The sequence below is a fragment of the Paenibacillus sp. FSL A5-0031 genome, assembly GCF_001956295.1.
Classification (GTDB): Bacteria; Bacillota; Bacilli; order Paenibacillales; family Paenibacillaceae; genus Pristimantibacillus.
The window spans coordinates 333412-359895 of record NZ_MRTD01000005.1 but is presented as its reverse complement, the minus strand read 5'-3'; the positions used below and the strand labels follow the sequence as shown (position 1 = coordinate 359895).

Here is a 26484-nt window from a genome sequence, read left to right as displayed (position 1 = left end):
TTTCTATAGGCTTAATTATAAAAACGTTTTCATTCAATGAATACGGATCATTTATAAGCACTTAGGTATCCGATATTAAGGTGCTGTACATAAAACATAAAAATCCCAAACCCCTAAGTGATTAGGGGTTTGGGAATTTGCCTCTGTTGGGCTATTCGTTTGGTTCTCCGTATCGGCCAAGCAGCATCCCATGTTCAAAGTTTTACTTATTAGACTGAGCTTGCATAACTTAACGAAACGTTTGGAGCTAAGTTATCTGCACATTCTTTAAAAGCTGACCCACATTCGTATCATTCAGATGCTTTAAACCCTCCGATTGTCATGGTCTATGCTAATCGTATACTCCGCTTCCGCAGAAAGCGCCAAAATCTCTGGCTGGCGATCTTCCAGTGGTCTGGATGGCATGTAGATGTCTCTATCCTTTAATAGAGGAGAAATCTTCAGAACAATCGAATGGCTCGCCAATTGATCACGAAATCTCTTTAAGCCTATTTTCCAAGGGACGCCGTTATAGAACTGATCTGCGACGCATTGTCCGGCAATATAGGCTTGTGCTACGTCTCCTGCGAAATCGACGCTCAACGTGATTTCGCTCGCTTCACCGAATGCCGAAGCATCTATGCGAATCTCCCATTCAGGTGCTGTTCCTTCTTGTCCCTTATCTTCGAATAAATATTGGAAAAAGTGCCCGTTTAGCGAAGAATCGCGGATCCGCTTCCATGAGAATTCGACTTCACGAGTTTGCAGGATTGGCTTGAACGCCTGGAATATCCCCTCTTTGTTTGGTGAAGACTTCAACGAAACGCCCTGACAAGTGATGCTATGTTCAACTGGAGGATAAACAGCAAATGCCATCCGTTCGGCTACAGTACCGCTAATGCGCAATCCTTTCTCCTTAAACACGACGTTTCCTTCGCATAGAATTAACCGTTCACCTCCAAATGCACGGCCCTTCCACAGATACAGCGACTGCTCTTCGGTTATTGTCAGCACCTTAACGACATGACGGGCAACAGAGCGAACAGCGAATTCGCAGCCAGATCCCGGCTTCAGATCGGAAATGGCGAGCGTACCCTTCTCCCGTACCAAAGTTCCCTCTTTCAATTCGACATCGGAAACGGTATCCGATTCGAAGGAGAATTCGGGCCGAACGCCAGAAACCTCGAAGAATACATACAGCGTCTCCCCATCTCCACGAAGCATGCATAACAGCTGTGCAGTCGCATATTTCAAACGTACACCGTCCATATCCATATGGAATGGCCAGAAGAAGTAACCGTCCTTCTTAAGCGTAAATCCAGTTGCAGGAACGTTCAGCTCGCCTCCGGGTAACCGCAATTCAACCTGTACGTCATCCTTGTCTTTCATCTCCGTCAGTCTCTGGTAGTTGTTGAAGAACAGGAAGCCGCTATCTCCTTGCGCTCTCGCAACGACGCGTACCGTCTCGTTATCCTCCAAGGATGAAGGCCGAACTTGCGGAAAAACCACAGCCATGGGCGCCAGCTTATCTCCGAAATCGTGCAGAAATAAATGAAGCCGCTTTAGTTTTCTATAAGAATTCCTGATTCCGCCGAACTCTCCGAGCGGCGCCTGGAAATCGTAGCTCCGTACGGGCAACTGATTGCCTTGGGGATTGGATTCTTGCATCGTTGAAAGTTCTCCAAGAGGCTGGGTTCCTCCATGATACATATAATAGCCCAGCAGATTGCACCCGTTAGCAATCTTAATCATCGCCATCGCGCCAACGTCGTCCGCCTGTATGATGGGGCGCCGATGATAGGTAATTTGCACGCCGCCCCCAAGCTCGCAAGAGCCATCGGGATAACGTTCGATGTCTTCCAAATCTTTAATATCGACGGCTTTTTCGCCAAACAGATCGCTGCCGATGCTCGGATCGTTGCGTACCGAATGGAAGAAATAATGCGGTCCGGGAGGCAGTTGGTTTGTATGCTTATCCCAAGGATGATCCGGATAACCTCCGAATAGTGGCAGCATTTCGTCCTTCGGAATTCGTGCTCCACCAGGACCTCCCCAACCTGTAACCGTATATAAAGGAGCTTTCATGCCCAATTCTCGCGCGATACTCTTTAAGGTTCGCAAATGCTCGGGGTTATTCGTCAACTCGTTGTCGAATTGCATGCCGACGATCGAGCCGCCATCTTGGAAGGACAACCCTTCGATCTGTTTGGCAATTTCCCCGTAAAACCTTCTAACATACCGCAAATAGTCATCATCGTTTGTCCGTAATGCGCATCTTCCATAGATCCAATCCGGAAAACCTCCATTACGGCATTCGCCATGCGCCCATGGGCCTATGCGAACAAGGACCTCCAATTCGTTCTTCTGACAGAACTGCACGAATTTCCTAAGATCCTTGTCCCCCGACCAATCGAAGCGACCCTCTGTTTCTTCATGATAGATCCAGAATATATAAGTAGCGACGATCTGGATGCCACCCGCTTTCATCTTAAGTAGCTCTTCCTCCCACTGTCCATGAGGAAACCTGGAGAAATGAAACTCCCCCATCACCGGCAGCCACGGCTTTCCTCCGCGGGTGAGATGCAAGCTATTCACATTGATTTCCTCTCCCGCCGGATTGGTGCCTCCCATTTTTAGATGACCTTCGATCAATACTGGTTTTCGTTGATTGCCGACATCAAGTAAGTATTTCATTGTTTCACTCCCCGAGTATGCGTCCTTCCAACCCATCCGAGCTGCAGCACTGGATTCGAGCGCTTGAACTAAATTTCACTTCCATCATAATTTCGAAATAATACCTGAACAACGGGCATTTTTTAAGATCATTGTCCAAATCCGTCGAATTGCCCTCTTCAAATATTAATCTCGTAGTCAGATATTTAGATAACTGTCTGATCTTATGATTGAACAAGCGGAACGGTCTAGTTCAATACGGAGAGATATAGTTAGATTTTTAGGTCATTCTCATTTCTTAATATTCGAAGCAATGATGGATATAATCGTTTGACAATGCCTGTTGTTCCGAATATGATAATACTGACTAGTCAGTACAAATTAAAAGGAGTTGATATTCATGCATGAAATGTACGAATTGAAAGCTATCTTTACGCCGAATGAAGGAAAACGCGGAGATTGGGCAAAACTGAAAGTGGAGTACGGCAATCTCGGGGATAGCGTCGAGATCGACAAATCGATCGTAAGAATTTCGGATTATGGGATTTACGATGCAATGAAACGCGAAGAAGATGGATCGTTCACATGGTCTTATCCAATTCCGTATGAGGCACCGATCCAACCCTACGAGATCGAAGTGTATGCGATAGACAAGATAGGAAACAAGGGACCTAAGCAAACGGTTATCTTCACTGTTATCAGCTAAAAATTCCCTTGCACATGAAACCGACGGCAGCTCGAATGTCTGCCGTCGGTTGTTCCTCCTAATCTACCTTTTGTTCTCTTCGGTTAATATCTTCATCCAGCGGTGCATTGTCATGAAAGGGATAGTCTATCGAGAACTTGTCACTTGCCGATCCATTTCCCGTTCGTGAAGTCGGGGATCGCTACTGGCTGCCCGCCCATGGCAATCGAATCCTCGGTTAATGAGGATATACTCATCCACGAAGCCATGTCATATACATCAATCGGCGTTTGCGCCTTGTTCCTGAAACTCTCGATGAAATCCCGGAAGACAAGCCAATCCATCCCGTCATGGCCTCCTTTAACTCCTTCCTGCAAATAGCTCTCCCACAGCGGATGTTCATAATGCTCGCGAAGGTGCTCGACGTTCCCCCATTGCGTCTTCCAGTTCGATTCATACTGGTTATGCTGTCCATCAATGAATAGAGAGTGGTTCTCCTCCATATACATGCCTTTTGTTCCCCTTACCGTAAAACCTCTTGAATAATATCTAGGCAATGTAGTATCCAATGTTAGTGTAATCGTTTCTCCGCGAGCGCACTGGATGATAGTCGTTACGATATCGCCTTGCTTAAACCGAGTACGAGCAAGCTCGCTATCCTTCCTCTTGCTTGTGATGTACTCCTGCATGCCTTCTGCCTTTGAGGCGAGAGAAACTAGCGATACCATGCGATTTCCTCTATTGATATCTAGTATTCTGGCGATGGGACCTAGCTCGTGAGTGGGATAATTATCACAGTTTCTATGAATATATTCGTTCAGTCGATAATGACGGTTTTCTTTGCCATTAGCGATTTCATATCGCAGGTCGTGAAGATAACCTCCTGAGCAATGGACGATTTCCCCGAGAATACCTCGCTTTACCATATTTAATACCATAAGCTCATCGCGGCCATAGCAGCAATTCTCCAGCATCATGCATGGAACTCTCGTTCGCTCATAAGCTTCTACCAGCTTCCAGCATTCCTGCATGGAATAAGCTCCTCCGACCTCGCAAGCGACATACTTCCCTTTCTCCATCGCTTCGATTGCGATAGGGATATGAGTGGACCAAGGTGTGCAGATCATGATGACGTCAACAGCCTCTCTATCCAGAACTTCCTTATAGTCAGCAGTTTCAAAAGGTCGACCGCAGCCTGCCTTCTCAATCATATTAGCTGCCTGTTCGCGACGATCCTCGTGCAAGTCACAGACGGCAACGACTTCCACGTCCTCCATTTTCAGCAATATGATTTCCAAAAGCCCCGTTCCCCGCCCACTAAGCCCGATTAAGCCGATTTTCACTTTAGATTTCATCCTCGTGATCCCTCCGAATAATAGCTGCTTGCCCCTTATCGATCGCAAGGTGCTCTGCCTTCATTAATATCGTCTTTACGATTGCGACTGCCTTGTCTCCCATTGTATTCCCGCGAATCTCAACTCCGCTGCATGCCCGTAAGCGAATGATTTCTTGCGAATCAGCGTATTCTCCGCCCATATCGCCGTTCCTTGAGATCTGGTTATCCGCAACAATTAAGTCGTTTGTGCTCTTCACATCCAATAATGGGGAACCGTCCAATTCAAAGAGGTTATTCCTAATCACAACGTTGCTGTGCACGGGAGCATCCACTGATACAACCGTGTTCTCCGGTTGAATCAGAATGACCGGCTGATTACCGTTACCACAAGCAACAAACCGATTTCCACTTATCTGGACATCGCGAACCATCCCCGATTCATACCAGCTTACCGCATCGTTGGCGATGAGAATCGCGCTCATATTCAGCTTCTCGAACAAATTATTCTCGATGGTCACTTTACGGCGCGTTGTCACTAAAATTCCACGAGTCGGTATTCTCTTGAAGACATTTCCGCATATGGATACTTCGGGCGTCCATGTAACATTCTCGATAACATCCTCGTCCCCGATTATTCTCGGTACCGGTGCATCCAGCGTCAGTTCGGCTTCACGCAGACTACGCTGCTTGATGTCGACGACATGACGGGTAGCATAAGGTATCAACGAGCTAGCGGAAATAAAATCAATCTCATCGCCCAGATGGAAGGCGCTGAATCCGTAGCTTTGCGGATGCATAAACCGCACGCGAATGCGTCTCTCGTCCTCGGCTCCAATGATTCTTAGATGAGTACCGTGAATATTGATGGCATCATCGTGCGCACCCTCGAATAAGCAATCGTTGATCGATATTTTTCCTTTCATCCCGGAAAGATGAACAAAATCGGCGAACGCCGCCGCTGTTCGTCCATGGGAAGGATCCGGTGCCAATCGCAAGCCCTCGAAAGTCAAGTTTTCGCTGAATTGCCCGACGATCCCAAGCCCATGCATATATTGCATCCAGACATGACGCAAGGTAATATTCCGGCAGCCAACAATCAGAGCACCAACCTGATCACGAATACCGTCGCGCATTTGAAACACATGACCAACCCTCGTGATCGGAACAGGCGATATAAACCAAATCCGAAGCTTACCGAGCTCCATCTGTTCGACATGGCTGGCCAACGTGATCGGATTGGGAACTCTCCAGGTCCGGTTGCTCACCGGGTCAAATTCCTGGGCAGGGCCCCCGCGGTAAGACCAATCCTCACCGGTCCAAAAAAGCTTATCGTCCATCAACAAATAATATGAATCCGGATGAACCTCCACCTCCCAATAGCTTTCGCAGATCGCGACGATTCGCATTTCGGATATAGTCGGCCGGACGAAATCGATCGTCAGGTTCCGTATTTCCACGACGACGCAGCTGTCCATAACGATCGGCGTCATCTTCCCATGAAACAGCAGTCGCGAGCCGTTCCCTTCCACATGAATTCGTTTTGCCCCTTTGAACCAAAGGCCTATCGTTTTGATCGGATGGGGATGCTCCTTTTCGCTAGACGTATTCGATACGTAGTAAGGCTCTTTGCTAGCGTTATTGGCATACAAATCATATCGTCCTGGCGGTAATTCGATCACCGTCGGCCCATCCTCGGCCGAAGCGGCATCGATCGCAGCTTGTATGGCCCTAGTCGCATCCTCGCCAGAATCCGGGATCGCTCCGTAATCAGTTACCCGAAACAGACGGGGCGCTGGATCGTTTCCTATCTCATTTGCTTGACCTCGCATGCTTCATCTCCCAGTATGATCGACTTTTCACTACACCCATTTCCTACGACAAACTGCGCTTGAACGCTATTGAATCAATTGTTGAAGCTGCAATGTGTGACCCTTGTCTCCTTCGTCCGCTCATTCTCTATTTATTGTTGCGATGGAATAATTGATATCGCCATTCCCGGCGCTAGAGAAAGCTCCAGCAACCCTCCCACAATACGTTGACCAAGCTGCGCTTCCGATAATCCTTCAGCTGTAATCCGGTAGATATCAATGGCAGCTACTTCGTTCCAGTCCGGCGGAAGCGACCAAGCCTTCTTCGAGTAACCACTCTTGCTGAATGCGATTAATTCCGGCCGCTCTTGCCATAAAGCAGGGAACAGCACGTCGTCTCCTACGCGCAGCGGCTTGCTGTCTCGACGAACGGAGTGATCCGCTAGATGAACGGAATGCCCTCCCGAATAATGAACAACCCTGTTATCGCCCTCGCCCTCTATCCGAATGCGATCAAGCGAGTTCAAATACTGGTATTGAAGCATTCTTGTGCATATCTGCTCCAAGAAGATATCGTGCCAATCCTCGCGTGAAACTTCGTTGTCAAGATCCCAGAATACATCCTCACCATGCACGCCCGCGCCGAACAAGAACTCCAGATCATGTCTGCGCGGAATGCCCGGTATAGAGTAATCTCGAATAGCAGCTCCGCTCAGCAGCTTGGCGGGTCTCTCCAAAAAATGCTTCTCCTGGTTCTGATCAAACCACCAGCACCACGGCTGCAATCCGATGAATGGATCGTTGCGATGATGGGCGAAGTTTTCGCTTGTCACATCAATCCCGCGGCTTCGGAAATAGCGGATCGTCCTGCGCATGTAGGAGGACTCCTCCTCCTGGGAGACGCCTCGGAAAACATTCGCTCTAGGAAAATAGGCGTCCAGATGTACCGTGCCGCCCTTATCAAGCTCCAGCAGCGAGATCAACTTCTCGATTCGCTGGACGATAATCCCGCTCTCCCATTCCTTCTTATAGAAAATTTGATAGGCAGCCATATTGTTATAGCTACCGATTTGCAGCAAAGAACCATCTTCGTTACGCGAGATCAGATCATGCTCCATGTAAAGATCCCAATGCGGACTATTATCGTAGGCGTCCGTCATATTGACATGAACGCTGACTGTTGTGTTATAACGTTTGGCTGCATCCGCCAACCACAAATAGCTGTCCCTCGCAGTCAAATCCTGCGGCCTCTTCAAATGGACATTCACTTCATCCCAGGCGGGGTATCTGTCATCGTGACCATTATACTGCCATCCGACCAAGTATATGATTTTCGGAATGCCTCTGGTAAGCCGATCGATGTCCACAATATATCGAAGCGCCTGTTCAAACGTACAAAACACCTTCGACCCGCCTTTACCGTCCGGAATCGCCATACCTAGCTTCATCGTCAGCGTCTGACTATAATCGAAATTGTAAGGGCTCTCCGGCTGCATCGTTGCTTGCCAATCGTAATAATCTCCCGGAATGGATCTCCACGCTTCATTAGTATCTATTGAGTTAGTCATCCTGGCCTCTTCCTTTCTTTAATGAAGAAACCTGACAGCGCCACACATCGACGCTGTCAGGCTTCGCATTTCTTTTTACTTGGATACTTGAGCGTTCATCATATCCACGATCGATTGATAATCGCCGATATCCGAAAGCTCCTTCTTAAATGCATCCCATTCGGAGAGATCTCTCTCGCCAAGCAGGAATTTATAAATATTTTCGTCCAAATACGTTTGCACCGCGGTCATGATTTGCGCTTTCTTCGCTTCATCATCTTTGCTCAGACGAACGACCGGTGCTTGTTCATACGGAGCAATAGACGTTTCCGAACTTGTGAATTTACCCATTCCCTCTTGAGGACGCATCTCCTCGAATTGGCCCTTGGCGAAAAATTGCACTTTTTTGTATTTAATGTAGTCCGTCGAATAGTTTTGCGGCGCGTACACGAAGCCTTGACGCGTCCAAGGATTTCCGAGACCAAAATCGGAGTTTTCTTTCCAATCTCCGTTTTTATTGATGAATTCCCTTTTGCCGTCGATCACTTCAAAGGTTTTGCCTTCTACACCCCAATGCATCAAATCAATCATTTCAGGTGAATACTGGTAATCGAGCAATTTGATGATAAGCTCAGGATTTTTTGTGTTTTTGGAAATCATGATGCCGTAGTTCGGATAGATGGTTTTACCCAAGAGAGCCGGCCCCAACACCCACTGATCGCCGTACTTTTCGTTTTTCGGATTGACCGCTGCGCCCCACGAGACGCCTTGGTCCGGAACGGAATATTGCTCCCACCAACCTCCCCACGCCAACGGAAGCATAAAGGACTTGCCTGTAGTTACTTTCGCCTTCAACTGGTCTTGCGACTGGCTTAGGAATTCGGGATCGAGCAACTTCTCGTCGTACAGTTTGCGAATATAGATTAAACCTTCTTTGAATGACTCCTCAGTTGGACCATATACGTATTTCTCGCCGTTCCAGTAAATATCGCTTTTTGTATGGTTCGAGAGAGCTAACGCGTCTGTGAACTTTGGCCATTCCTGCGAATTGACCGGATAGGAATCGGGATACAGCTCTTTCAGCTTAACGGCCGCATTATAGAATTCGTCCCAGTTTTCCGGAACTTTGATATTATGTTTTTGGAAAACGTCGAACCGGTATAATGCCGGATAAGCAGAACCCGCCAAACCTGTATCATTCTGGAATCCATCCCCGAAGAAGAACATTTTGCCTTCAGGCGTGTACATACTCTTGTCCGCAAACTTTGTAGACTCTAAATATGCTTTATAGTTTGGAGCATATTCGTCCAAGTAAGGAGCAATATCCAAGAGGGATCCTTGGTTGCCGAATTGGAACATGACCTCGGCGTCCTTCACGCCCGACATAATGTCCGGAGTATCGCCGCTTGCCAGCGTCAACTTTACCTTCTCCGGGTAATCGTCGCTATTTACGTAGTTCCATTTAATATCGAGCTTCTTGCCAATATAAGCTTCCATCTTTTCTTTCCAGAGCTTATAGAGCTCGGTATCCTTTGGATCGTCCCCGAAGCTGGACATGTAAGCATTAATCTTGATCGTTTCCTCGGCCGGTTCGGATGCCTTGGAAGTCTCACCGGAATTGCTGTTGTTTACTTGTTCTGACGGCTTGTTGTTGTCCTTGCTGCAACCAACGAAAACAATTGTCGCTACGAGCAGAAAACTAAGCACTAGAACCATTTTTTTCTTCAAAGCGTAACCCCTCCATGAATAGTATTTGTTAATCTATGTTTAATTTCAGATCAACCCTTGTTACCCTTTCACCGAACCGATCATCATACCTGACACAAAATGTCTCTGCAATAGCGGGTAAACGAACAGAATCGGTAAAATTGTGACCATGATGGCTGCCATCCTAATGTTTTTGGGATTTAAATTGTAAGTGTCAATGAATCTCTGCAGCCCGCCAACATCTGTATAATCCTTTAATTCGATCGTCATCCTGCGCAAGAGCAACTGGATGGGATGGCTACTTTCGTCGTTGAGGAAAATCATCGGTTCAAACCACATATTCCAGAACATGACGGCGCCGAATAGCGCGAATGTCGCCAGAAGCGGCTTAGACAACGGCACATAAATGCGAAACAAAATGCCGAAATCATTCGCTCCGTCTAGGTATGCGGATTCCCGCAATTCCTTCGGGACATCTTGGAAAAACGTGCGGAAAATGATGATATTGAATGCGGTCATCGCGACCGGCAGCACGACTGCCCATATCGTGTTGAACAAATGCAGATCCCTTATGAGAAGGAAGTGCGGAATAAGACCGCCTTGAAATACCATCATAATGACTACAAAAATGGCCAATGGTTTGCGGAATACGAATTCGCTGATCGCTAACGGATAAGAGAACAAGGAGGTCAACAGCAGCTGTAGAAAAGTGCCGACGACCAAAAAAACAAGCGTGTTCTTATAAGCATTCAAAATATTTTTATCTTGAAAAATGTATTGGTAACTGTGAAAGTCGAAACCTTGCGGGTAAAATGTAATCTTGCCTTGACCAACCAAAGTCGAATCGCTGATCGAAACAGCAAACGTATTTAACAGCGGATAAAGCATAACAATACATAGCAAGATCATAATCGTGTAATTAATAATATCGAAAACTTTGGACCCAAGCCCTTCATTATATACCTTCAACTTTTATCAACTCCTTACCATAAGCTGTTGTCGGATACTTTCTTGGAAAAGTAATTCGCAAATATAATCAAAATGAAGCTGATCACAGAAAGCATCAAACCTACCGCGGCGCCATATTCAAATTGCCCGCCTTGCACGCCAACCCGATAGACGTAGGTTTCGATAACGTCCGCCGTTTCGTAAATTTTCGGATTGTACATGAGAAGCACCTTTTGGTAATCCGTGCTTAGAATCGTTCCAAGTTTCAAGATGAGCATTACCGCTGTCGCCGGTATGATCGCAGGCCAAGTGACGTATCTCAGCCTCTGCCAACGATTCGCGCCGTCTATGACCGCTGCTTCGTGTTGCGCCGGATCGACACCGGTCAGCGCTGCCAAATAGATGATGGCTCCGTAGCCCAATTCCTGCCATATACCCGCACTAATGTAAATCGGCCGGAAAGCTTTCGATATATACAGCAGCGTCTTTGGTTCCGCCCCAAACCACGACATAATATTGTTGATGATACCCTCTACCGATGTGAATTCATGAATAAAACCGACGACGATTACCGCGGATAGAAAATGCGGGAAATAAGTAATCGTTTGCACAGCCCGCTTAAAAAATTTGTTGCGAAGCTCATTCAATAATAAAGCGAATAGGATTGGAGCCGGAAAACCGAAAATCAAAGAATAAAAAGCAAGCAATAGCGAGTTTTTAGTAATCCTCCAACTCATTGGACTATCAAAAAACGCCTTAAAATGGTCGAAGCCGACCCAAGGGCTTCTCAAAAAGCCCAACGATGCGTCATAACTTTTGAAGGCGATTGTAATACCATACATGGGTAAATATTTGAAAACTAGAATAACCAGAAATCCAGGCAGCACCATTAGGATCAAGTAGCGCTGCTTCCAACATTTTCGCAGAAAGCTTTGTTTTTTTGTGAGTTGTAGATTGTGCGCAAACTGTTGATTCTGCAAATTTCACCCCTCCAGTACACATATACATAATGTCAATAAAATGTAAGCCCTTTCGAAATGCAGCTGATCATCTCACCAAGCCCACATCGTTCTTGGTGACCTCAGCATACGGGAGATGATGAATTTTAAGCAATTATCAACTATTAATATCGTTTGAATAATTTCATTTCGATCGAAAATTGATTGTATGTGAAAGAACGAAAATCGCTCCTGGTTACGAAATATGGGAATGTCATTTATTAATGTGCTGTTCAAAATTTCAGCTGCGCATGACAGCCAAGAATTATCCCCTTATAATGATGGAAAGCGCAACCCGCTTTATGCAAGCGGTTACAAATTAAAGACTAGAAAGCGATCTACCTTATAGAAAGAAAAAAGGGAGGTTCCAAACTTGAACAGATTATTCCGAACTGTTTCCACTCGATATCACAGAAGCAGCGTTCTGTTTAAGCTGCTCATCGTCAACATGATTTTTATCATTCTGCTCACCACTCTGCTCGGGTTCAACTACTCGTATTTGAAAACAAACGTCAAGGAACAAGTTCTGCGGACGAATGAAGGTTTCCTGAAGCAATTGTCCGGGGACTTGTCTGGTGAATGGTTGGAGATTCGCAACATGATTTACAATTTCAGCGTTAGCTTGGATACGAAACTCCTGTCCAACAATCCCAAAAATTCGCGTTCTTATTACCCCACGTTAATGGCATACAAAAACAAAATAACGCAATCGAATCTGCAGCTTCCGTTCCGGGCGCAGATCTCCACTTACTTCCCGAATCAGGACTTGGTGATCAGCAGTGACGGAACCCGTAGTTTGAGCGTCTTCTATAAGAATCTGGATGTTAAAAACGGTGGTGAAACCTGCCGTTGTCTGCTGCAAGACGAATTGGAGCATCTGTATAATTTCCGCAATACTATCGTGTTCTCATACCGGCTATTCCCAGAAGGCTATATATTCGTACAAATCGCCAAGGCCGAGCTGCTCGCTTATCTAAACAATCAGACTATGTTGCTTGATAACGTTATCGTGATAAGCGATAGGGAAAATCAACTTTTTGTAAGTACAGCGACACTTGATCCAGCAATCGCCGAGCAACGGCTTCCTGAGTTTAAAGGTCCGCTCATCATTAATGGAAATAAATATACGCCTATTTCTCAAACAGACCCATTGTTCACATACACCGTTTTGTTCTCGGAAAGCCAGATGCAGGAAAAGCTTAAAAAGGCCAACGGATACACCTTCGTCTTGTTTGCCCTTTTCTTCGCCGTTAATTTGGGATTTCTGTTCGTCAACTGGTCCATGTTCAGGCCGCTAAGGCTCATGGCAAGAACATTCAATCAATGGACGACGGGCCCTGCTACGAAAAATGAATTCGCGATTCTCTCGGATACGTTCAAAGAACTAAATTCCGCCACCGTCTCCATGAAACAGGAGATCACGGAGCAAGCCGACATCTTGGAGCATAACGCGCTGCTTCGGCTGTCAACGGACGAAAATTATACGATGAAGCCCCACATAAACCGGATGCTGTCCGTGAAGTATGATTCCTATGCCATACTCACCGTCATTGAAGAAAGCAGCCAAGGCCAATCCGTTACCTTGTATGCTCCATTACTGGAAGCGGCGTTAAGTCAATCTCGACCGTACATTCGACTGCATGCCCATAGCGATAAATCTATATTTATTACAAGCTGCTCAGACACGAACGCACTGGAAGCTCTGGTTTCCCGCGTCTTTGACAGCTGTCCCGATCCGGTAGACAATATGCTTGTCTTCTGCGGTATCAGCTCCATTCATACGCGACTAGAGGACATCGGCAAAGCGCTTCGTGAATCGACTGACGCGATTGACAAGCATGTCCCCAATCTAACCCATTTAAAGAGCGTCATTCTCTATCAAGATCGGAACAGTGATCAAGCGGCGGTCATTCACTTATCCATCGATAAGGAGCAAGAACTTGTCAACTATACCCTCAAAGGAAATACGGAAACGCTACAGCAATTTTTCGATAAAACGATACAAAAGACGTTCAAGAATCTAACCTTTGAACAGTTCCGGAACATGCTTCGTTACCTCCACGACCTGCTGCTTGTCATCATGAACAGTAAGAAGATCAGCGTCGAAGAGGTGTGGGACGTTCCGCCGGCATTTTCGCATACGTACCATCTCCAGTATTTATTCCGGCAAATCCAAGAGGGATATTTTCTCGTGGCCAAGCGATCCGCCCTGCCGATTACGCCTCTTCTGGAGCAGATCAACCAATATATTGACAAGCATTATGCCAATCCGGACTTATCATTAACGCTAATTGCCGATCATCTGGCTATCACTCACGTGTATTTATCGACATACTTTAAGAAGCACTCCGGCTACAACTTAAACTACTACATGCACCTTGTTCGCATCCAAGCTGCAATCCGCCTTATCCAATCTCATCCGAATATGACCATGAAGGATATCGCGGAACAAGTCGGATACTCGAATGCCGGAACGTTCATTCGGCATTTCAAGAAAATCTCCGGGACGACGCCCACGCAGCATGTCAGGTTACAGCAGGAATAGAAATAAACAGGAAACGATACTAGTAAGGAGGCCGTTGCTTTGAACGGCCTCCTTACTGTTTCGCTCCGGCAGTACCGGGCCTTTATGTCTCGAATTTTATGATCCTGTCTACTCCCGCTCCGAACCGGATAAGGCGCAATTCTCCCTTCGCGTAATCAATGCTGATGAGATCGAACGCCGTCTCAGTCACCGTACCGACCGTCCTTTCGGGGCTTTCGTCATAATTTTTGTAGCTGACCGCATTAAGAGTAGATATCATCGGAATACCGTCATGGTACAGCACCTGATCAATATGAACGTGTCCGAACAGGCAAGCGACGACGTGCTTACGGTTTGTTTTAATGATTTTCCAAATCTTCTCACCGTTCTCAACCTCTCCGTCGACGTACCCTTTAACCCCACGTTGAATAATAGGCAGATGCGAGAATATGACAACTTTCCAGTTTTCGCTTTCCGGTACACCGGTGAAATCGAACACCTTATGTTCGAACCAATCGACCTGCCTGTCCGAGAAGGCGTATTCCCATTGCCCGTTTTGCTGCAGCATCCCGTCCGCTTTTATTTTGTAGAGAATATCGATGCTGTTCAACATTGCGATCCGCGTCTTTTTGTCCGGGATATCATAGTAGTAATAAAGACCGCATTCATTTCCTTTATCGAATGTTACCGTGCCTTCCAACGGTTTAAGCCAATTCTCGTAAGATTCAATCGGAAAGATCACATGCCCTGCGCTTCCGGTTTTTCGATAGAAGTCATGTATGGAATTATCGTCATGGTTGCCTTTCACCGGGAACATGGGACACTTCGGTACTTGAAGCGCATTAAGAATTTCTCTTTGCGATTGCAAGACCTCCTCTTTCGGGCCGTTCTCGCTGAAATCTCCGCCGCACACGATCGCATCAAGTGGAAGCAATTGCGCCAATCGCCTGATGGCCGTGGCCGCTTGAAGCTGATTGCCTCCCGGCATATGATGCGGATCCGTATAGAAGAGCAATCGTACGATCGCATCTCCCTGATCTTTCGTTGCTTTTTGGGCGACTGCCGAAAGCTCGAAACGGAAATACTCTGGCATTTCTCTGTCCTGATTAAGGCGGTTCACTCGACTGCCTCCTTGAACAAGCCTGCGGGAACTTGGCCTGACCAGGTGTTCGGTGCCTCTAAACCGAGTGCTTCAGCGACGACAGCAGCAGTATCTTCTATGCGAATCGGCCTCGCCTCGGTAGGGGTGGATACGTTCGGGCCTGCGCAGCCCCAGAAAATTGTCACATCCTTCGGATGATCGCTGCCGTGATTCATCGGATCCTCGCCGCCCCCGCCATGATCCGCGAGAAATATAATTAGGCTTTCCTCCAACAAGTCCTTATTCCGAAGAAGATCAAGAATGTTGCCCACCAATTCGTCCGTCTCTTCAATGACTTCCAAGTATAGCGGCGACCCATAACCGAAGTTATGTCCCGCCCCATCAATTCCGTCGAATTGGATGAACATGACCTTGAAGTCCGAATGCATTTCGGCAAAGTCGGCAACTTCTCGAACCAGATGCTTATCGGCATGGACGTTTGCAATATACGTCGCAACCCCCTCTTCAATAATTCCGTCATTAATCGGCTTCCATGCGCTGAACGAGGCGATTACAGCAGACGGATCGGCTTCCTTGACGAGTCTCATAAAAGAAGGATAAGGCGAATCGGCTGGATACTTGCTCTTCTCGGCTCTTTCGTTCGTCAGGCCATGCAGCTCTGGCTTTACCCCATGAAACATAGATCCCCAACACTCCCCGCTAATGGTCGGAATCACTGTCTGGGCAGCGTAAGTAATAAATCCGCCGTCCAATGCTTGATCGATATTCGGAGTACGTGCTTGATCGATCATATTTCCGGCGCCATCCAAGCCGATAACAATTACTCTCTTCGTTAATTCCTTCACGTTAATCATCTCCTTTATTTGTTATCCGCTCATTCCAACTACAATAATACCGGCTGTTATCGCGGAAGCTGTCACAAGTCTTCTGAACCCGCTTTTTTCTTTTAATATCCATATTCCCAGCAAAGTAGCCATCACCGTACCCACCTCCCTAATCGGAGCCAGGTGGGACACCGGTGCTAATTCCATCGCAACGAGGAACAAGAAATAAGAACCTGGCATCAGGATGGATCCGAGCAGAATCATTCGTTTATTTCTTCGCCATTCGCCGGTTAGCACTTGTACGTTCAGCATCGTTCGACTATTTCCTAGCATGAACCCAAAGTTGGAAACCGAAATCAGAATCAAAGGAGATACGTATTGCAAAGTCATTTTATCAATGAGCACATAAGAAGTAATACATAACCCTACTCCCACAGCGGTCAATATAGGCTTCATCTGGAAAGCATGACCTGCTGAGGGGACCCTCTTCCATTCACTTAGTCCCAATATGCCGATAAATATAATACTGACTCCAATCCATCCCCATAAAGATAATTGCTCGCCCATAAATATGACGCTAATCAAAGGAATAAGCAGCACTCCCGTACCACGCTGAATCGGATAAACCTGCGACAAATCACCTAACGCGTACACTTTGGATAACATCCATGCATAGGTCGCTTGTGCTGTCATGGACATCAACAATAGAACATAAACCTTCGGCGGATAGCTCCTGCTCACCAATTGTGTCAGTAATAAGGGAATAAGCAGCACGTTCGCCGCAATGACAATGAGGGAGAGATAGGCTTGCTTATGCTTACTTTTCTTAGTGAATAGATTCCATAGAGCATTCATTGTGCCTGAAACGAGAACCAACGATACAGCGATCCACAACATACCCAAACCTTCTTTGCAATTGATTGCCTTAGCAAGACAGCGATGGTCTAATCCGCATCATGTTTTGAAGCTAAGAAAAACTTTTCCACGCTCTGCCTCGAAACGGATGCACAATGTCAACAACCAACCTTCTTCGCAAGCGCTGTCTTCGATCGTAATCGCGAGTCCGATCCCGGAATGCTCCTCAAGCGTGTACGAAGCCGGTACCTTTATCCAGTAGAGCTCTGTCATGCCTCTCGCTCCGCACAGCTCGAGCTGCAAGCGGTTATTGTCCCAGCATTCGTCGAGCACGCTAACCGCATCCATGCTAACGTGGCGGGAAGAACCGATTAATTGTGGTCGGTTTTCGGCTTTACTTAACCCGACAATTTGGCAAGCCCCAAGCTCTAATGGCTCTAATGCGATCGCTATAGAAAACTTGCCCATATAGCTTTGCTTCCAGAAATCAAATGCATGATATGCGTCACTCGGATCCAATGCCAATGCTTCAAGCTCCAGTTCAACCTCAGTTAGCGGAACAATCGCGAATCGGCCAGCTACGCACCAGCGGCGAAATGGAAGGTCGAAATGAATGGCCCAGAGCGATGCCGTCACATACGGTTCCCGCATTCCGTCGTTCAAACCTAATATCGCATACGCATACTCTTCCCTCGTCTGACTAGCATTTTGCTGCGGAAATGATAAATCCAATGGAAAAGTCATATCTAATGGGCCGGTTTCCCCTGTCATCGTCGGCAGCGAAGGGATGCAGCGCTGAATGGAGCGAATCCTCTCGCTATCGTACAGGTCTGTATTATCGCTAATAATCATCAAGCCGCCTGTTAGCGAGACGAGCGAAAGAAGCGTTTGCCCCCAGTCTTTCTCTGTTCGCACGCAAATGTAATCAGGATCGTTCAAAAACAAAATTCGCTGGGTGTGATACCACCTTGCTGTCTCTACCATTTGCTTGCAAATCGCTGTCCAGCTCGCATTGGAATCTCCTGCAATTCTACAAGCATCGACGATTCCAACCGCTTCCGTTAACACACCCCAGCATGCGAGGAAATATGCATCCTCCCCGAGCTGCTCTCGCGCACATTGGAGATACGCTCGCAAGCTGCGAGATGCCTCTTCGCTCGTAATACTTCCTTCATGGACAGCCTTGTGCAAACCTTCGTACAGATAGTGACGAATTTGATCTGTTTTGAAATAGCTGTAGCCTATTTCCTTCAATCCCTTGTACAGTGGCGCAACCTGCTCTGCAAGCGTTTCTGGCACTGCCTTGATTACGTATTCAATCCATTGTCCATATAGCGGATCGCCGTTGATATCCCGCTCGAAACGGTCGCGATGCGCAGCGACGAACTCAGGATTCGTGACCATCGCGCTCGTCCATATGCCCGCCTGAAAATCTCTCCCCACGATGCTGGAAATTATACCATCATGTCCGTCAGGAAAGCGCTCGTTCGTCTGTAGCCAGGCATCAGCAACGATGCCCTCTCTCTCTGGCGGAATTGCCTCACGCTGAAACCCGTCATCAATCTGCATGTGAGTCAGACCATAGGGCTTGAAATGCGTTTCCAAAAATGAAGCCGTATGTTCAATATCTTCCCCGGTTACCTGTTGTGCGAATGCCTCCCATGAACTCCAGCCGGTAATCGGCTGCAATTGCGGACGCCATTGCCAAGGCTTATGGTACTCGTAATGAAGATGCATCCGATAATAGTGCATTCGTAAGTTGACGATCCAAGGCCTTAAGCCCCCTTCTATTTCGAGTTCAGCTTGCCAGTTCCCATCTTCGTTCAGCTCTAAGCGCGATTTTGTCCACTGCCATCCTGCTCCGTGCCAATCGATCAACAAATCCTGTAGAACATCATACAAGCCGTTAACCCCAAAGAGCAGCGGCTTGCCAACCTGTCCAAGTATGGCTTGCCCTCTCATAGCACGATTCGGCCTCATGTTTATCGCTTCTTTACTCAAATAAACGATGACTTTGATCGCAGCTGGCTTATCCAATCCCAAGTAGAGCTGCTGGACCAATGGGCTGCTTTGGATATTGCCGTTCGATACTTCCCGATAATACGGCTTTACCCCTTCTGGAATGCTCATCGACAGTAAGCGACTACCGTTATAATCGTAATTCAGTGACCGAGTGCTGGCATCCCAACTTTGCGATGCATGTGCAACGGGGGGTTCCTTGCCTGATATCAAGCTCATCCAACGACCTCCATATACGATTGATTTCCCCATACTGTCATGCTAATCAAGAGCATATTCAGACACAACATTCATAATTTAATCTGGCACTCGAAAATGCATAAGCACGATATTCAATTATTCATATTCCTTTCAAATTTTTAACCGAACAACCCTGTAGCACCATTTTTTCGTAATGATCTTAATAAAGCGATATAGTTGATTCCCCCTTTAAGTGATAGATTAAGGGACATCACCATCTATTTTAGAAAGGAACAGTGATATGACCATCCAAAATACGGAGCAGTTATTCATGATGGAAAACAATGGCATGAAGGTTTCGCTAGACAAGAGAAGTCTAAGTCTGCGCGTGGATACAGGAGAAACCACGTGGGAAACCGTTCCCGAGGCCGCGAGTATGGCATTAGGATTCGAGGATACTGATCGAGTTCAAATCCCTCTTAGTCAGGCTGAGAACAAAAGTTTCTCACCGATCGTGTCAGGCTACTTCCAAGGCGTCCGCATCCAGCTTAATCATTCTTTCGAAGACGGAATTGCCAGCGGGATTCAAACGGTTGTTACCGTTCTGATGAACACACATCACGGCGAACTCGTGTTTGAAGTGCTTGAAGTTAGCGAAGGTAAAGACGTATGCGAAGTCGTATGGCCTGGTACTTTCCATTACGCCAGTGCCCGCGAGAGTGATTATACGGCCGTGCCAGCCATGCAAGGCTACTTAATTCCGGGAAATTGGCCGCAGCCTATCCGTAGATATCATCAAGGAATGATGTTCAGCAGGGATGCCTATATGCCGTGGTGGGGGCAGGTTAAAGATGGGAATGGCTATCTATCCATCATCGAAACGCCGGCAGACGCCCGATTGTCCATAGAGCATATTCCACTTGTGCACACGCATGCCGAAGTCGTATGGATTCATTCGCTTGAGCGGTTCAGCGCTGCGCGGAGACTGCGCATCCGCTTCGCGAAAGATATGAGCTATGTCGTTATGGCTAAGATGTATCGCCAGTATGTACGCAGCCTAGGAAAATTACGCACATTGACAGAGAAGCAAGTGCAGAATCCACAACTATCTGCATTAATTGGCTCGGCCGTCGTACACACAAGCGTGCATACTCGCATTGCACCGAACTCTTATTATTTTGATAAGGAAAATCCCGAGCTGAACGACTATGCCGTATCCTTCGAAGAGCGGGCCCGACAGCTCACAGCGCTCAAACAAAAATATGCCGGCAAGCTCTATGTCCACGTGGATGGGTGGGGGCATAATGGCTACGACAATCTTCATCCTGACGTCCTCCCGCCAACCCCTAAAGGTGGCGGATGGGCAGGATTCCGAAAGCTTCAAGAGGTTTGCCGGGCGGAACAGATTCTACTTGCGCTGCACGACAATTACCGCGACTTCTATCATGATGCCGCTTCCTACGACCCTAATCTGACGATTAAGGATAGGAATGGAAAGCAGGAATTTTCCGACTACTGGGCAGGAGGCGCCCATAGCTGGCTTTGTACAAGTTTGTCCAAAGGCTATGTTGAGCGCAATCACGATCTGCTGCAAGAAAACGGTATCCACCCGGATGGCGTTTACATTGATGTTTTCGCCGTAGTGCCTGGGGATGAATGCTATGATCCGGGGCATCGGATGACCAGAACAGAATGCTTGGCTTACCGTGCTTCCTGTTTTGAGGAAATCCGCTCTAGAGGGATGCTGGTCAGTTCGGAGGAGCCCGCAGATTGGGCATTACCTGCGCTGGATCTCGTCCATCATGCTCCCTATGCGCTTGATCCGGACCCTGGAGGCGGTAGAAGCATTGGCGTTTCAACCCCTTTATTTTCCCTTGTCTATCATGATGCGATCATTGTGCCTTGGTCTTTGAATAGAGGAGACTGGGGAATCCCAGAAACCGATCTCGGATCACTTCATGGTTTGTTGAATGCCGGCGTCCCTTATCTGTCGATCCAGCCTTCAGACAAAGAGATTCCGATCGTCCAGACGCTAGCTCGGCTTCATCAGCTAGTAGGGGTTCTTGAGATGATGAGTCACGAATTTATTGAAGGAAGCAATTGGCGCAAACAACGCAGCACGTACGCAGACGGTACAATCGTCGAGATTGATCTAGACAAGGACAGCTATACGATCATTCCGGCTAACGAGGAGCCGTTCTCATCAGTAGAACTTCAATAGGCCGATTAACGCCAAGCCGAGCCATAACGAATAACCTTTCTTTCAATTTCAGATTGACATTCCCGGTATCCACCCTTTAAGATTAAACTGACTAGTCAGTACAATTTTAAATAAGGGAGGAATTCATATGAAAAGCATGACAACAAAAGGCTCTCGTTTCATTGATGCTCAAGGACGCCAAGTCATTCTTCACGGCATTAGCATGGTTTGTAAGGACAAAGAAAAAGGATATATCGATGATTGGACACAGACGGATTTTCTAAAATTAAAGCAATGGGGATTCAACGTCATCCGGCTGGGAATTATCTGGGACGGAATCGAACCGTCGCCAGGACAATTCAATGGTCAATACGTAGATAACGTCCGGGAGATGATACGGCTCGCCGATCAATACGGCCTCTACGTCATTCTCGATATGCACCAAGATTTGTATAGCTCGCTATATGCGGACGGCGCCCCTGCATGGGCCACATTGATCGACAACCATGAGTATGCCCGAACCGATCTCTGGAGCGATGCGTATCTGTTCGACCGGGCAGTTCAAACTGCATTCGACCACTTCTGGAACAACACCCCTGCTTCCGATGGCATCGGCTTACAGGATCATTACGTATCGGCTTGGCGTTTCGTCGTCGAAAGGCTTCGCGCCGAGCCTAATCTCATCGGATACGATATGATGAACGAACCCTTCATCGGCTCCAAAGTCGAGGAAATGGTTCAAGGCATGTTTGCTGCATACGGAGAACAGGCAGCAAAACTAACGGGACAGCTCCCCCCTAATATGGAAGAGCTACTGAGCGTATGGCTCGATCCCGAGAAGAAGCTGCAGGCACTAAGTTTGCTGGATTCTATCGATGTTTACCGCCAAGTCATGCATGCGACTGCACCTGCGCAGGTCGTTTTCGAACGGGATGTGCTCTCTCCCTTTTTCCAGAAGACAGGCCAAGCCATTCGCGAAGCCGATCCTGACCGAATTCTGTTTCTTGAAACGAATTACTTTTCTAATCTGGGAGTGACCAGTTCGATCCAACCAGTCGTCGGGCTAAACAGCCAACCAGATGATCAGCAAGCGTATGCGCCGCATGGCTACGATTTGGTTACAGATTCCGATTACGTGCACGTTGCTAATAGCCGTCGTATAGACTTTATTTTCGAAAATCACGCACAAACCCAGAACAGGCTGAACATGCCGATGGTCATCGGGGAATGGGGAGCTTACGGCGAATCCCATTTGGCGGAACAAGCGTGTCTTGATGTTCAGAAAAACTTTGAACGATTGTTATGCGGTGATATTTACTGGTGTTATTTGTACCCCGAGATGGATCAGTTCAGCTCCTTTAACGGCGTGTGCCGCGGCTTTCCTGCAGCCGTCGCCGGGAAAATCTTAAGCTACTCCTATGATCGCAATTACAACCGTTTCGAGATGGAGTGGGATGAGGATGCCGGCGTCGACGTACCGACGAGAATCTATTTTCCGGATATCAAAGCCATGCAGTCCGCAGACTTGATGCTAACCTCCGCTGAGAGTGGATATGAATGGTCTGGCTTAGAAGGATCGACAGCGGGTTATCTTTGCTTGCAGCATTCAGGTGGAGGAAGAAGGACGCTGAGAATCGGTTAATTCCCCGACATATGGTATACTCTAGGGAAAATCAATACCTAGGAAGGGACCGATAGTAAGGTGAGCAGAAATAAAATTATCGATGCCGCAATCAAACTTTTTTCCGAATTCGGTTATCACAAGACGAGCATGGACGATATCGCCAAAGAAGCCAACGTAGCTAAGGGCACGCTTTACTATCATTTCTCGGGCAAAGGGGAGCTGTTCGAGAGAATCGTGACTGACGGACTTCAAATGCTGATGGAGAAAATCGAGGACGTGCTGCAGGAAGACGAGACCGCCGATAAGCAAATCCGGAAAATCGTTAGCAAGCATATCGAGTTGTTCTTACAATACGGTGAGCTTATTCATATTATCTCTAACGAGATTACGAACGGAATCGAGCCAGATATATTGGAGCGGATCGGTGTAATCAAGCAGAATTATATCGTCTTCTTGTCTGGTGTCCTCCGCCAGGGTCATAATGACGGAGAAATAAACAAACTGAACTTCGAGCTCGCAGCTGCCTGCTTACTCGGTATGTTAGAAAGTGCGAGTATCTATGTGGTCCAGCACCCGGAAGCTGTCACAAGCGAGCATTTGCATGAGACGATCAATGCTTTCGTTCTTCCGGCGCTATTGAGAAAATATTAAGTTTCGCTTTGTTAAGAGAAGACTAAGATTGTTGACGGTATCTCTATCATTTGTAATCGAGACGCAATATCCCTATCATCTTCTCTTCATTTTCAAATATTAAGTTACATTCGTGAGCCCTTTTGAAATATAAACTTGAGGCTTGCAGCCCTTTGCCGCAATCCTCTCCATATTGTAGAGGACCTCACGTTTTTTAAAAACGTGAGGTTTCTTTTTTTGCTGGTTGAGGAGAGGCAATAGGTTGTTACACCATGAGTGATTGTTGTTATGGGTAATCCCGAATCACCTTGAACATCCTCTCAGCCATGCTCCACTTGCTGCCGGACAGTGCAATATTCTCAGCCCTCCCATTAAGCAGCCCTTCCTCCCAAGTCATCCAATATCCAATCTTGGCTTTTATTCACTTCTATCAATCGTGCAGATCGTGCTATAATTCCAAAAAAGGGGTGTTATCATTGAGTGGTTTCTTAATTGTTGTCATTATTTTTGCAGTGTTATTTGGTTTTTTCAAAAAGAAGAAGAATTGATTCAATATTCAGCGAATGTTAGTCCGAACAGCCTCATTTGCCCGTCCGCTGAACCAGCGGCCACCTCGTTTATCCAAAGGATTTCGGTCTTGATTTGCCCAGCTTCATCCAATGCTTGCCGCTCTTCTTTATGCCAATGAGACAACGTTAACAGCTGTCAACTAAGCTTATAATACATAAAGGCTCTGCCACAGGTATTATTCCCGGCAGAGCCTTCAATCTTTTTGTTAGATTCCTATGGCTTCATATCACCCATATGTTAGTGAATAAACCCGTAGTGAACCTCTTCACGATACTGGATGATGGTCATCGTTCTTCTCCTTCTTGCTTTTTTAACATCTCCTACCCTACTCGCGCGATTGCCAGTTCCATAGCTGTACTTCACCAACCCTTATATCTCTGACCCACGGCTCCTCACGCAGCTTTAGCAGCTCTTTGACCGGGCCGGTAATAACTGCTCCATACAGCCTTACACCATTTTTTTCCACATAATTGATTGTGTGATCTAACTCTAGAAAAGGAGCTACTTTGGTTGAAATACCTTTATTTTTCTGTAGCATGTATAAGGTTTTCTTGAAGTAGCCATTCCTCTTTTCCCCGTCTCCATAGGATTCGAGTGATGGATAAGATCCTCCACTGGACACCACTTTTCCGAACCATCCCGTCTTTTCTTCTGAGTAAAAGTCCACCGTCATATCATCTGATTGCCAGATCGGAAAATATGGAAAACCCACTGGATTTGTAATGGCTCCACCGCTATCCACCTGCTTCGGATCAAGACCGGTATCCACCGCGAACCAGACTGGTTCCATGTTCTTATGCTCGAATTGCTTTAATAGCTCATCTGTCGAGAATAACCGGTCCAATGATAGATAAGCTTCTGCCACAGTTCCCTCTGGGAGCTTCTCGAGCTTTACCCACTCATTATGGTTAAAGCGCTCCTCTTCCCGGCGGTTAGTCTCCTGCTGTTCGCTTTGATTTGTTAGTTTATAATCGGGATGATAGAAAATACTATTGCCCAGTATAATGTTCCCCTGCCAAGTAATCTGCGGAGCCGAGGCTAGATTCAACAGAAACCGCATCGAAAAATCTGCTACAGCAATCTCTTCGTCACCAACTCTCTTATTCAGCTTACCTGTAAAGTCCATTGTAAAAAAAGCATTGCCTGTTCCATTCATATTGACCTTCAGATTGGGGTGGGAAACTGCGACTGCTGACTCCACAACATCCCGGTAAGCCTTCATCCGGTCCGGCGTGCCGCTCCCATAAAATACGCCAGTAATAATCATACTAATCACAGTCAACACGAGTAGGACTGATAGTACCGTAAAGACATTCATCACCCGCGCCTTCCATTTGCCACGTCGGATAATAACGGCTTCTTTCAATGAAGGTATGCGATTACGCGTCGTCTGTCCATCCTCCCCCTCACGGGAAAGCTCCTGATCTGACTGTGTGACAACTTCCTCCAAATAAGCTTGATAAGCCTCCATCTTCTCCATTTCACGCTCTACTTCCTCACGCTCTTCATTAGTGAGCTTGCCATCAGCATAATCCTGTAACTTCCTTTTGAAATCCTCACTCATTCTGATCCCTCCCCCTTTCTATCCTGCCCCCGTACCGCTTGTCGTGCTCGAAACAGCAAAATCTTCACATGTGATAATCGGATATCCATAATGTCTGCAGCCTCCTGATACGTAAGCTGGTTAAAATCAACGAGCAGCATCGCCTGCTGCTGATTTTCCGGCAATCCGGATAGAGACCGCCCGATTTCGTGCCAACGCTCCTGACGCAACAGCTCATCCTCCGGGGTATGATGATCTGCGAGACGCTGAAAATAATCAGGGGTCTGCAGTGTTGTGCGGCTCTCCTTGCGCTTGTAATCCACATAAGCATTATAGGCAACCCGGAATAACCATGGCTTGATCTTCTCGTCATGACAATTTTCCAAATAAAGATATGCCCGGTAAAAGGTCTCCTGCATTAAATCTTCTGCCGTATGATGGTCGTAGCAGAGGGAGCGCAAGTAGCGATAGACATCCTGCACATAAAGCTGGTAAATATCATCCAGATGGTTTCCCTTCATTTTCTCCCCCCTGCCCTAATCACGAATCAGACGAACTAAAGTTACAGTTTCAGTCAAAAAAACGGAAGTCGTCCAGAAGAATGTAGTTGTGCAATTATCAAATGTTAAGAAATTGTCCTGGTTCATTCCGTTGTAGCTCTCCGTTTTCCCCTTGTATACCTCCAATCAAGAGATAGGATAGACACACTTTAGAAATTGCATTAATGTTGTA

General features: G+C 46.9%; 19 protein-coding genes. 5 read left to right on the top strand and 14 right to left on the bottom strand.

Annotated features, from left to right (window positions below; translation table 11 throughout):
• Positions 1-303: 303 nt before the first annotated feature.
• Positions 304-2673, bottom strand: a complete 2370-nt coding sequence (locus tag BK120_RS11890) for a beta-galactosidase (protein ID WP_076267697.1) — start codon at positions 2671-2673, stop codon at positions 304-306.
• A 379-nt stretch (positions 2674-3052) separates the two neighbouring features.
• On the opposite strand from BK120_RS11890, the gene BK120_RS11885 reads away from it, so the two are divergent.
• Positions 3053-3358: a hypothetical protein gene (locus BK120_RS11885; RefSeq protein ID WP_076267696.1), complete on the top strand. Its 306-nt coding sequence runs from the start codon at positions 3053-3055 to the stop codon at positions 3356-3358.
• Positions 3359-3498: 140 nt separating this feature from the next.
• On the opposite strand, the gene BK120_RS11880 is transcribed toward BK120_RS11885, so the two are convergent.
• The 6 genes from BK120_RS11880 to BK120_RS11855 form a co-directional block, all read right to left on the bottom strand.
• Positions 3499-4692 carry a Gfo/Idh/MocA family protein gene (locus BK120_RS11880; protein WP_076267695.1) on the bottom strand — a complete coding sequence of 398 codons (1194 nt, stop codon included), beginning with the start codon at positions 4690-4692 and terminating at the stop codon, positions 3499-3501.
• The gene (locus BK120_RS11875) at positions 4682-6502 is read right to left on the bottom strand and encodes a right-handed parallel beta-helix repeat-containing protein (RefSeq protein ID WP_076267694.1); all 1821 of its coding nucleotides are present in this window, start codon (positions 6500-6502) and stop codon (positions 4682-4684) included. Before BK120_RS11875 ends, BK120_RS11880 begins: the two co-directional genes overlap by 11 nt.
• A 131-nt stretch (positions 6503-6633) precedes the next feature.
• The gene (locus tag BK120_RS11870) at positions 6634-8049 is read right to left on the bottom strand and encodes an endo-alpha-N-acetylgalactosaminidase family protein (protein ID WP_083681884.1); all 1416 of its coding nucleotides are present in this window, start codon (positions 8047-8049) and stop codon (positions 6634-6636) included.
• A gap of 75 nt (positions 8050-8124) precedes the next feature.
• The gene (locus BK120_RS11865; RefSeq protein WP_076267693.1) at positions 8125-9756 is read right to left on the bottom strand and encodes an extracellular solute-binding protein; all 1632 of its coding nucleotides are present in this window, start codon (positions 9754-9756) and stop codon (positions 8125-8127) included.
• A gap of 60 nt (positions 9757-9816) precedes the next feature.
• Positions 9817-10704, bottom strand: coding sequence for a carbohydrate ABC transporter permease (locus BK120_RS11860; protein WP_083681883.1), 888 nt, complete (start codon positions 10702-10704; stop codon positions 9817-9819).
• A 14-nt stretch (positions 10705-10718) separates the two neighbouring features.
• Positions 10719-11663, bottom strand: a complete 945-nt coding sequence (locus tag BK120_RS11855) for an ABC transporter permease (RefSeq protein WP_256710860.1) — start codon at positions 11661-11663, stop codon at positions 10719-10721.
• Positions 11664-12054: 391 nt separating this feature from the next.
• Here BK120_RS11855 and BK120_RS11850 point away from each other — a divergent pair, with 391 nt between their 5' ends.
• The gene (locus tag BK120_RS11850; protein ID WP_076267692.1) at positions 12055-14226 is read left to right on the top strand and encodes a helix-turn-helix domain-containing protein; all 2172 of its coding nucleotides are present in this window, start codon (positions 12055-12057) and stop codon (positions 14224-14226) included.
• A gap of 82 nt (positions 14227-14308) precedes the next feature.
• On the opposite strand, the gene BK120_RS11845 is transcribed toward BK120_RS11850, so the two are convergent.
• Genes BK120_RS11845 through BK120_RS11830 form a run of 4 tightly spaced genes read right to left on the bottom strand, consistent with a single transcriptional unit; the run spans position 14309 to position 19224 of the window.
• Positions 14309-15325, bottom strand: coding sequence for a metallophosphoesterase family protein (locus BK120_RS11845; RefSeq protein WP_076267691.1), 1017 nt, complete (start codon positions 15323-15325; stop codon positions 14309-14311).
• Positions 15322-16152: an alkaline phosphatase family protein gene (locus tag BK120_RS11840; RefSeq protein ID WP_083681882.1), complete on the bottom strand. Its 831-nt coding sequence runs from the start codon at positions 16150-16152 to the stop codon at positions 15322-15324. Before BK120_RS11840 ends, BK120_RS11845 begins: the two co-directional genes overlap by 4 nt.
• Positions 16153-16173: 21 nt before the next feature.
• Positions 16174-17028 carry a DMT family transporter gene (locus BK120_RS11835; RefSeq protein WP_076267689.1) on the bottom strand — a complete coding sequence of 285 codons (855 nt, stop codon included), beginning with the start codon at positions 17026-17028 and terminating at the stop codon, positions 16174-16176.
• 57 nt (positions 17029-17085) lie between these two features.
• A complete protein-coding gene (locus BK120_RS11830; RefSeq protein WP_076267688.1) occupies positions 17086-19224 on the bottom strand; it encodes an alpha-amylase family protein in 2139 nt (712 codons plus the stop codon).
• Between the two features lie 292 nt (positions 19225-19516).
• Between BK120_RS11830 and BK120_RS11825 the strand changes: the two genes are divergently transcribed.
• The 3 genes from BK120_RS11825 to BK120_RS11815 all read left to right on the top strand — a co-directional run bounded on the left by BK120_RS11825 (position 19517) and on the right by BK120_RS11815 (position 23660).
• On the top strand, positions 19517-21406 hold the full coding sequence (locus BK120_RS11825; protein ID WP_144376735.1) for a DUF6259 domain-containing protein: 1890 nt from the start codon (positions 19517-19519) through the stop codon (positions 21404-21406).
• Between the two features lie 127 nt (positions 21407-21533).
• Positions 21534-23027, top strand: a complete 1494-nt coding sequence (locus BK120_RS11820) for a cellulase family glycosylhydrolase (RefSeq protein ID WP_076267686.1) — start codon at positions 21534-21536, stop codon at positions 23025-23027.
• Between the two features lie 60 nt (positions 23028-23087).
• Positions 23088-23660, top strand: coding sequence for a TetR/AcrR family transcriptional regulator (locus BK120_RS11815; RefSeq protein ID WP_076267685.1), 573 nt, complete (start codon positions 23088-23090; stop codon positions 23658-23660).
• A 528-nt stretch (positions 23661-24188) separates the two neighbouring features.
• Here the strand turns inward: BK120_RS11815 and BK120_RS35245 are convergent.
• The 3 genes from BK120_RS35245 to BK120_RS11805 all read right to left on the bottom strand — a co-directional run bounded on the left by BK120_RS35245 (position 24189) and on the right by BK120_RS11805 (position 26273).
• Positions 24189-24332 carry a hypothetical protein gene (locus BK120_RS35245; RefSeq protein WP_179089783.1) on the bottom strand — a complete coding sequence of 48 codons (144 nt, stop codon included), beginning with the start codon at positions 24330-24332 and terminating at the stop codon, positions 24189-24191.
• Positions 24333-24534: 202 nt separating this feature from the next.
• Positions 24535-25773 (bottom strand): anti-sigma factor, encoded by a 1239-nt coding sequence (locus tag BK120_RS11810; protein ID WP_076267684.1) that lies wholly within the window; start codon positions 25771-25773, stop codon positions 24535-24537.
• Positions 25770-26273: a sigma-70 family RNA polymerase sigma factor gene (locus tag BK120_RS11805; protein ID WP_076267683.1), complete on the bottom strand. Its 504-nt coding sequence runs from the start codon at positions 26271-26273 to the stop codon at positions 25770-25772. The genes BK120_RS11810 and BK120_RS11805 overlap by 4 nt, the downstream gene beginning before the upstream one ends.
• Positions 26274-26484 lie beyond the last annotated feature (211 nt).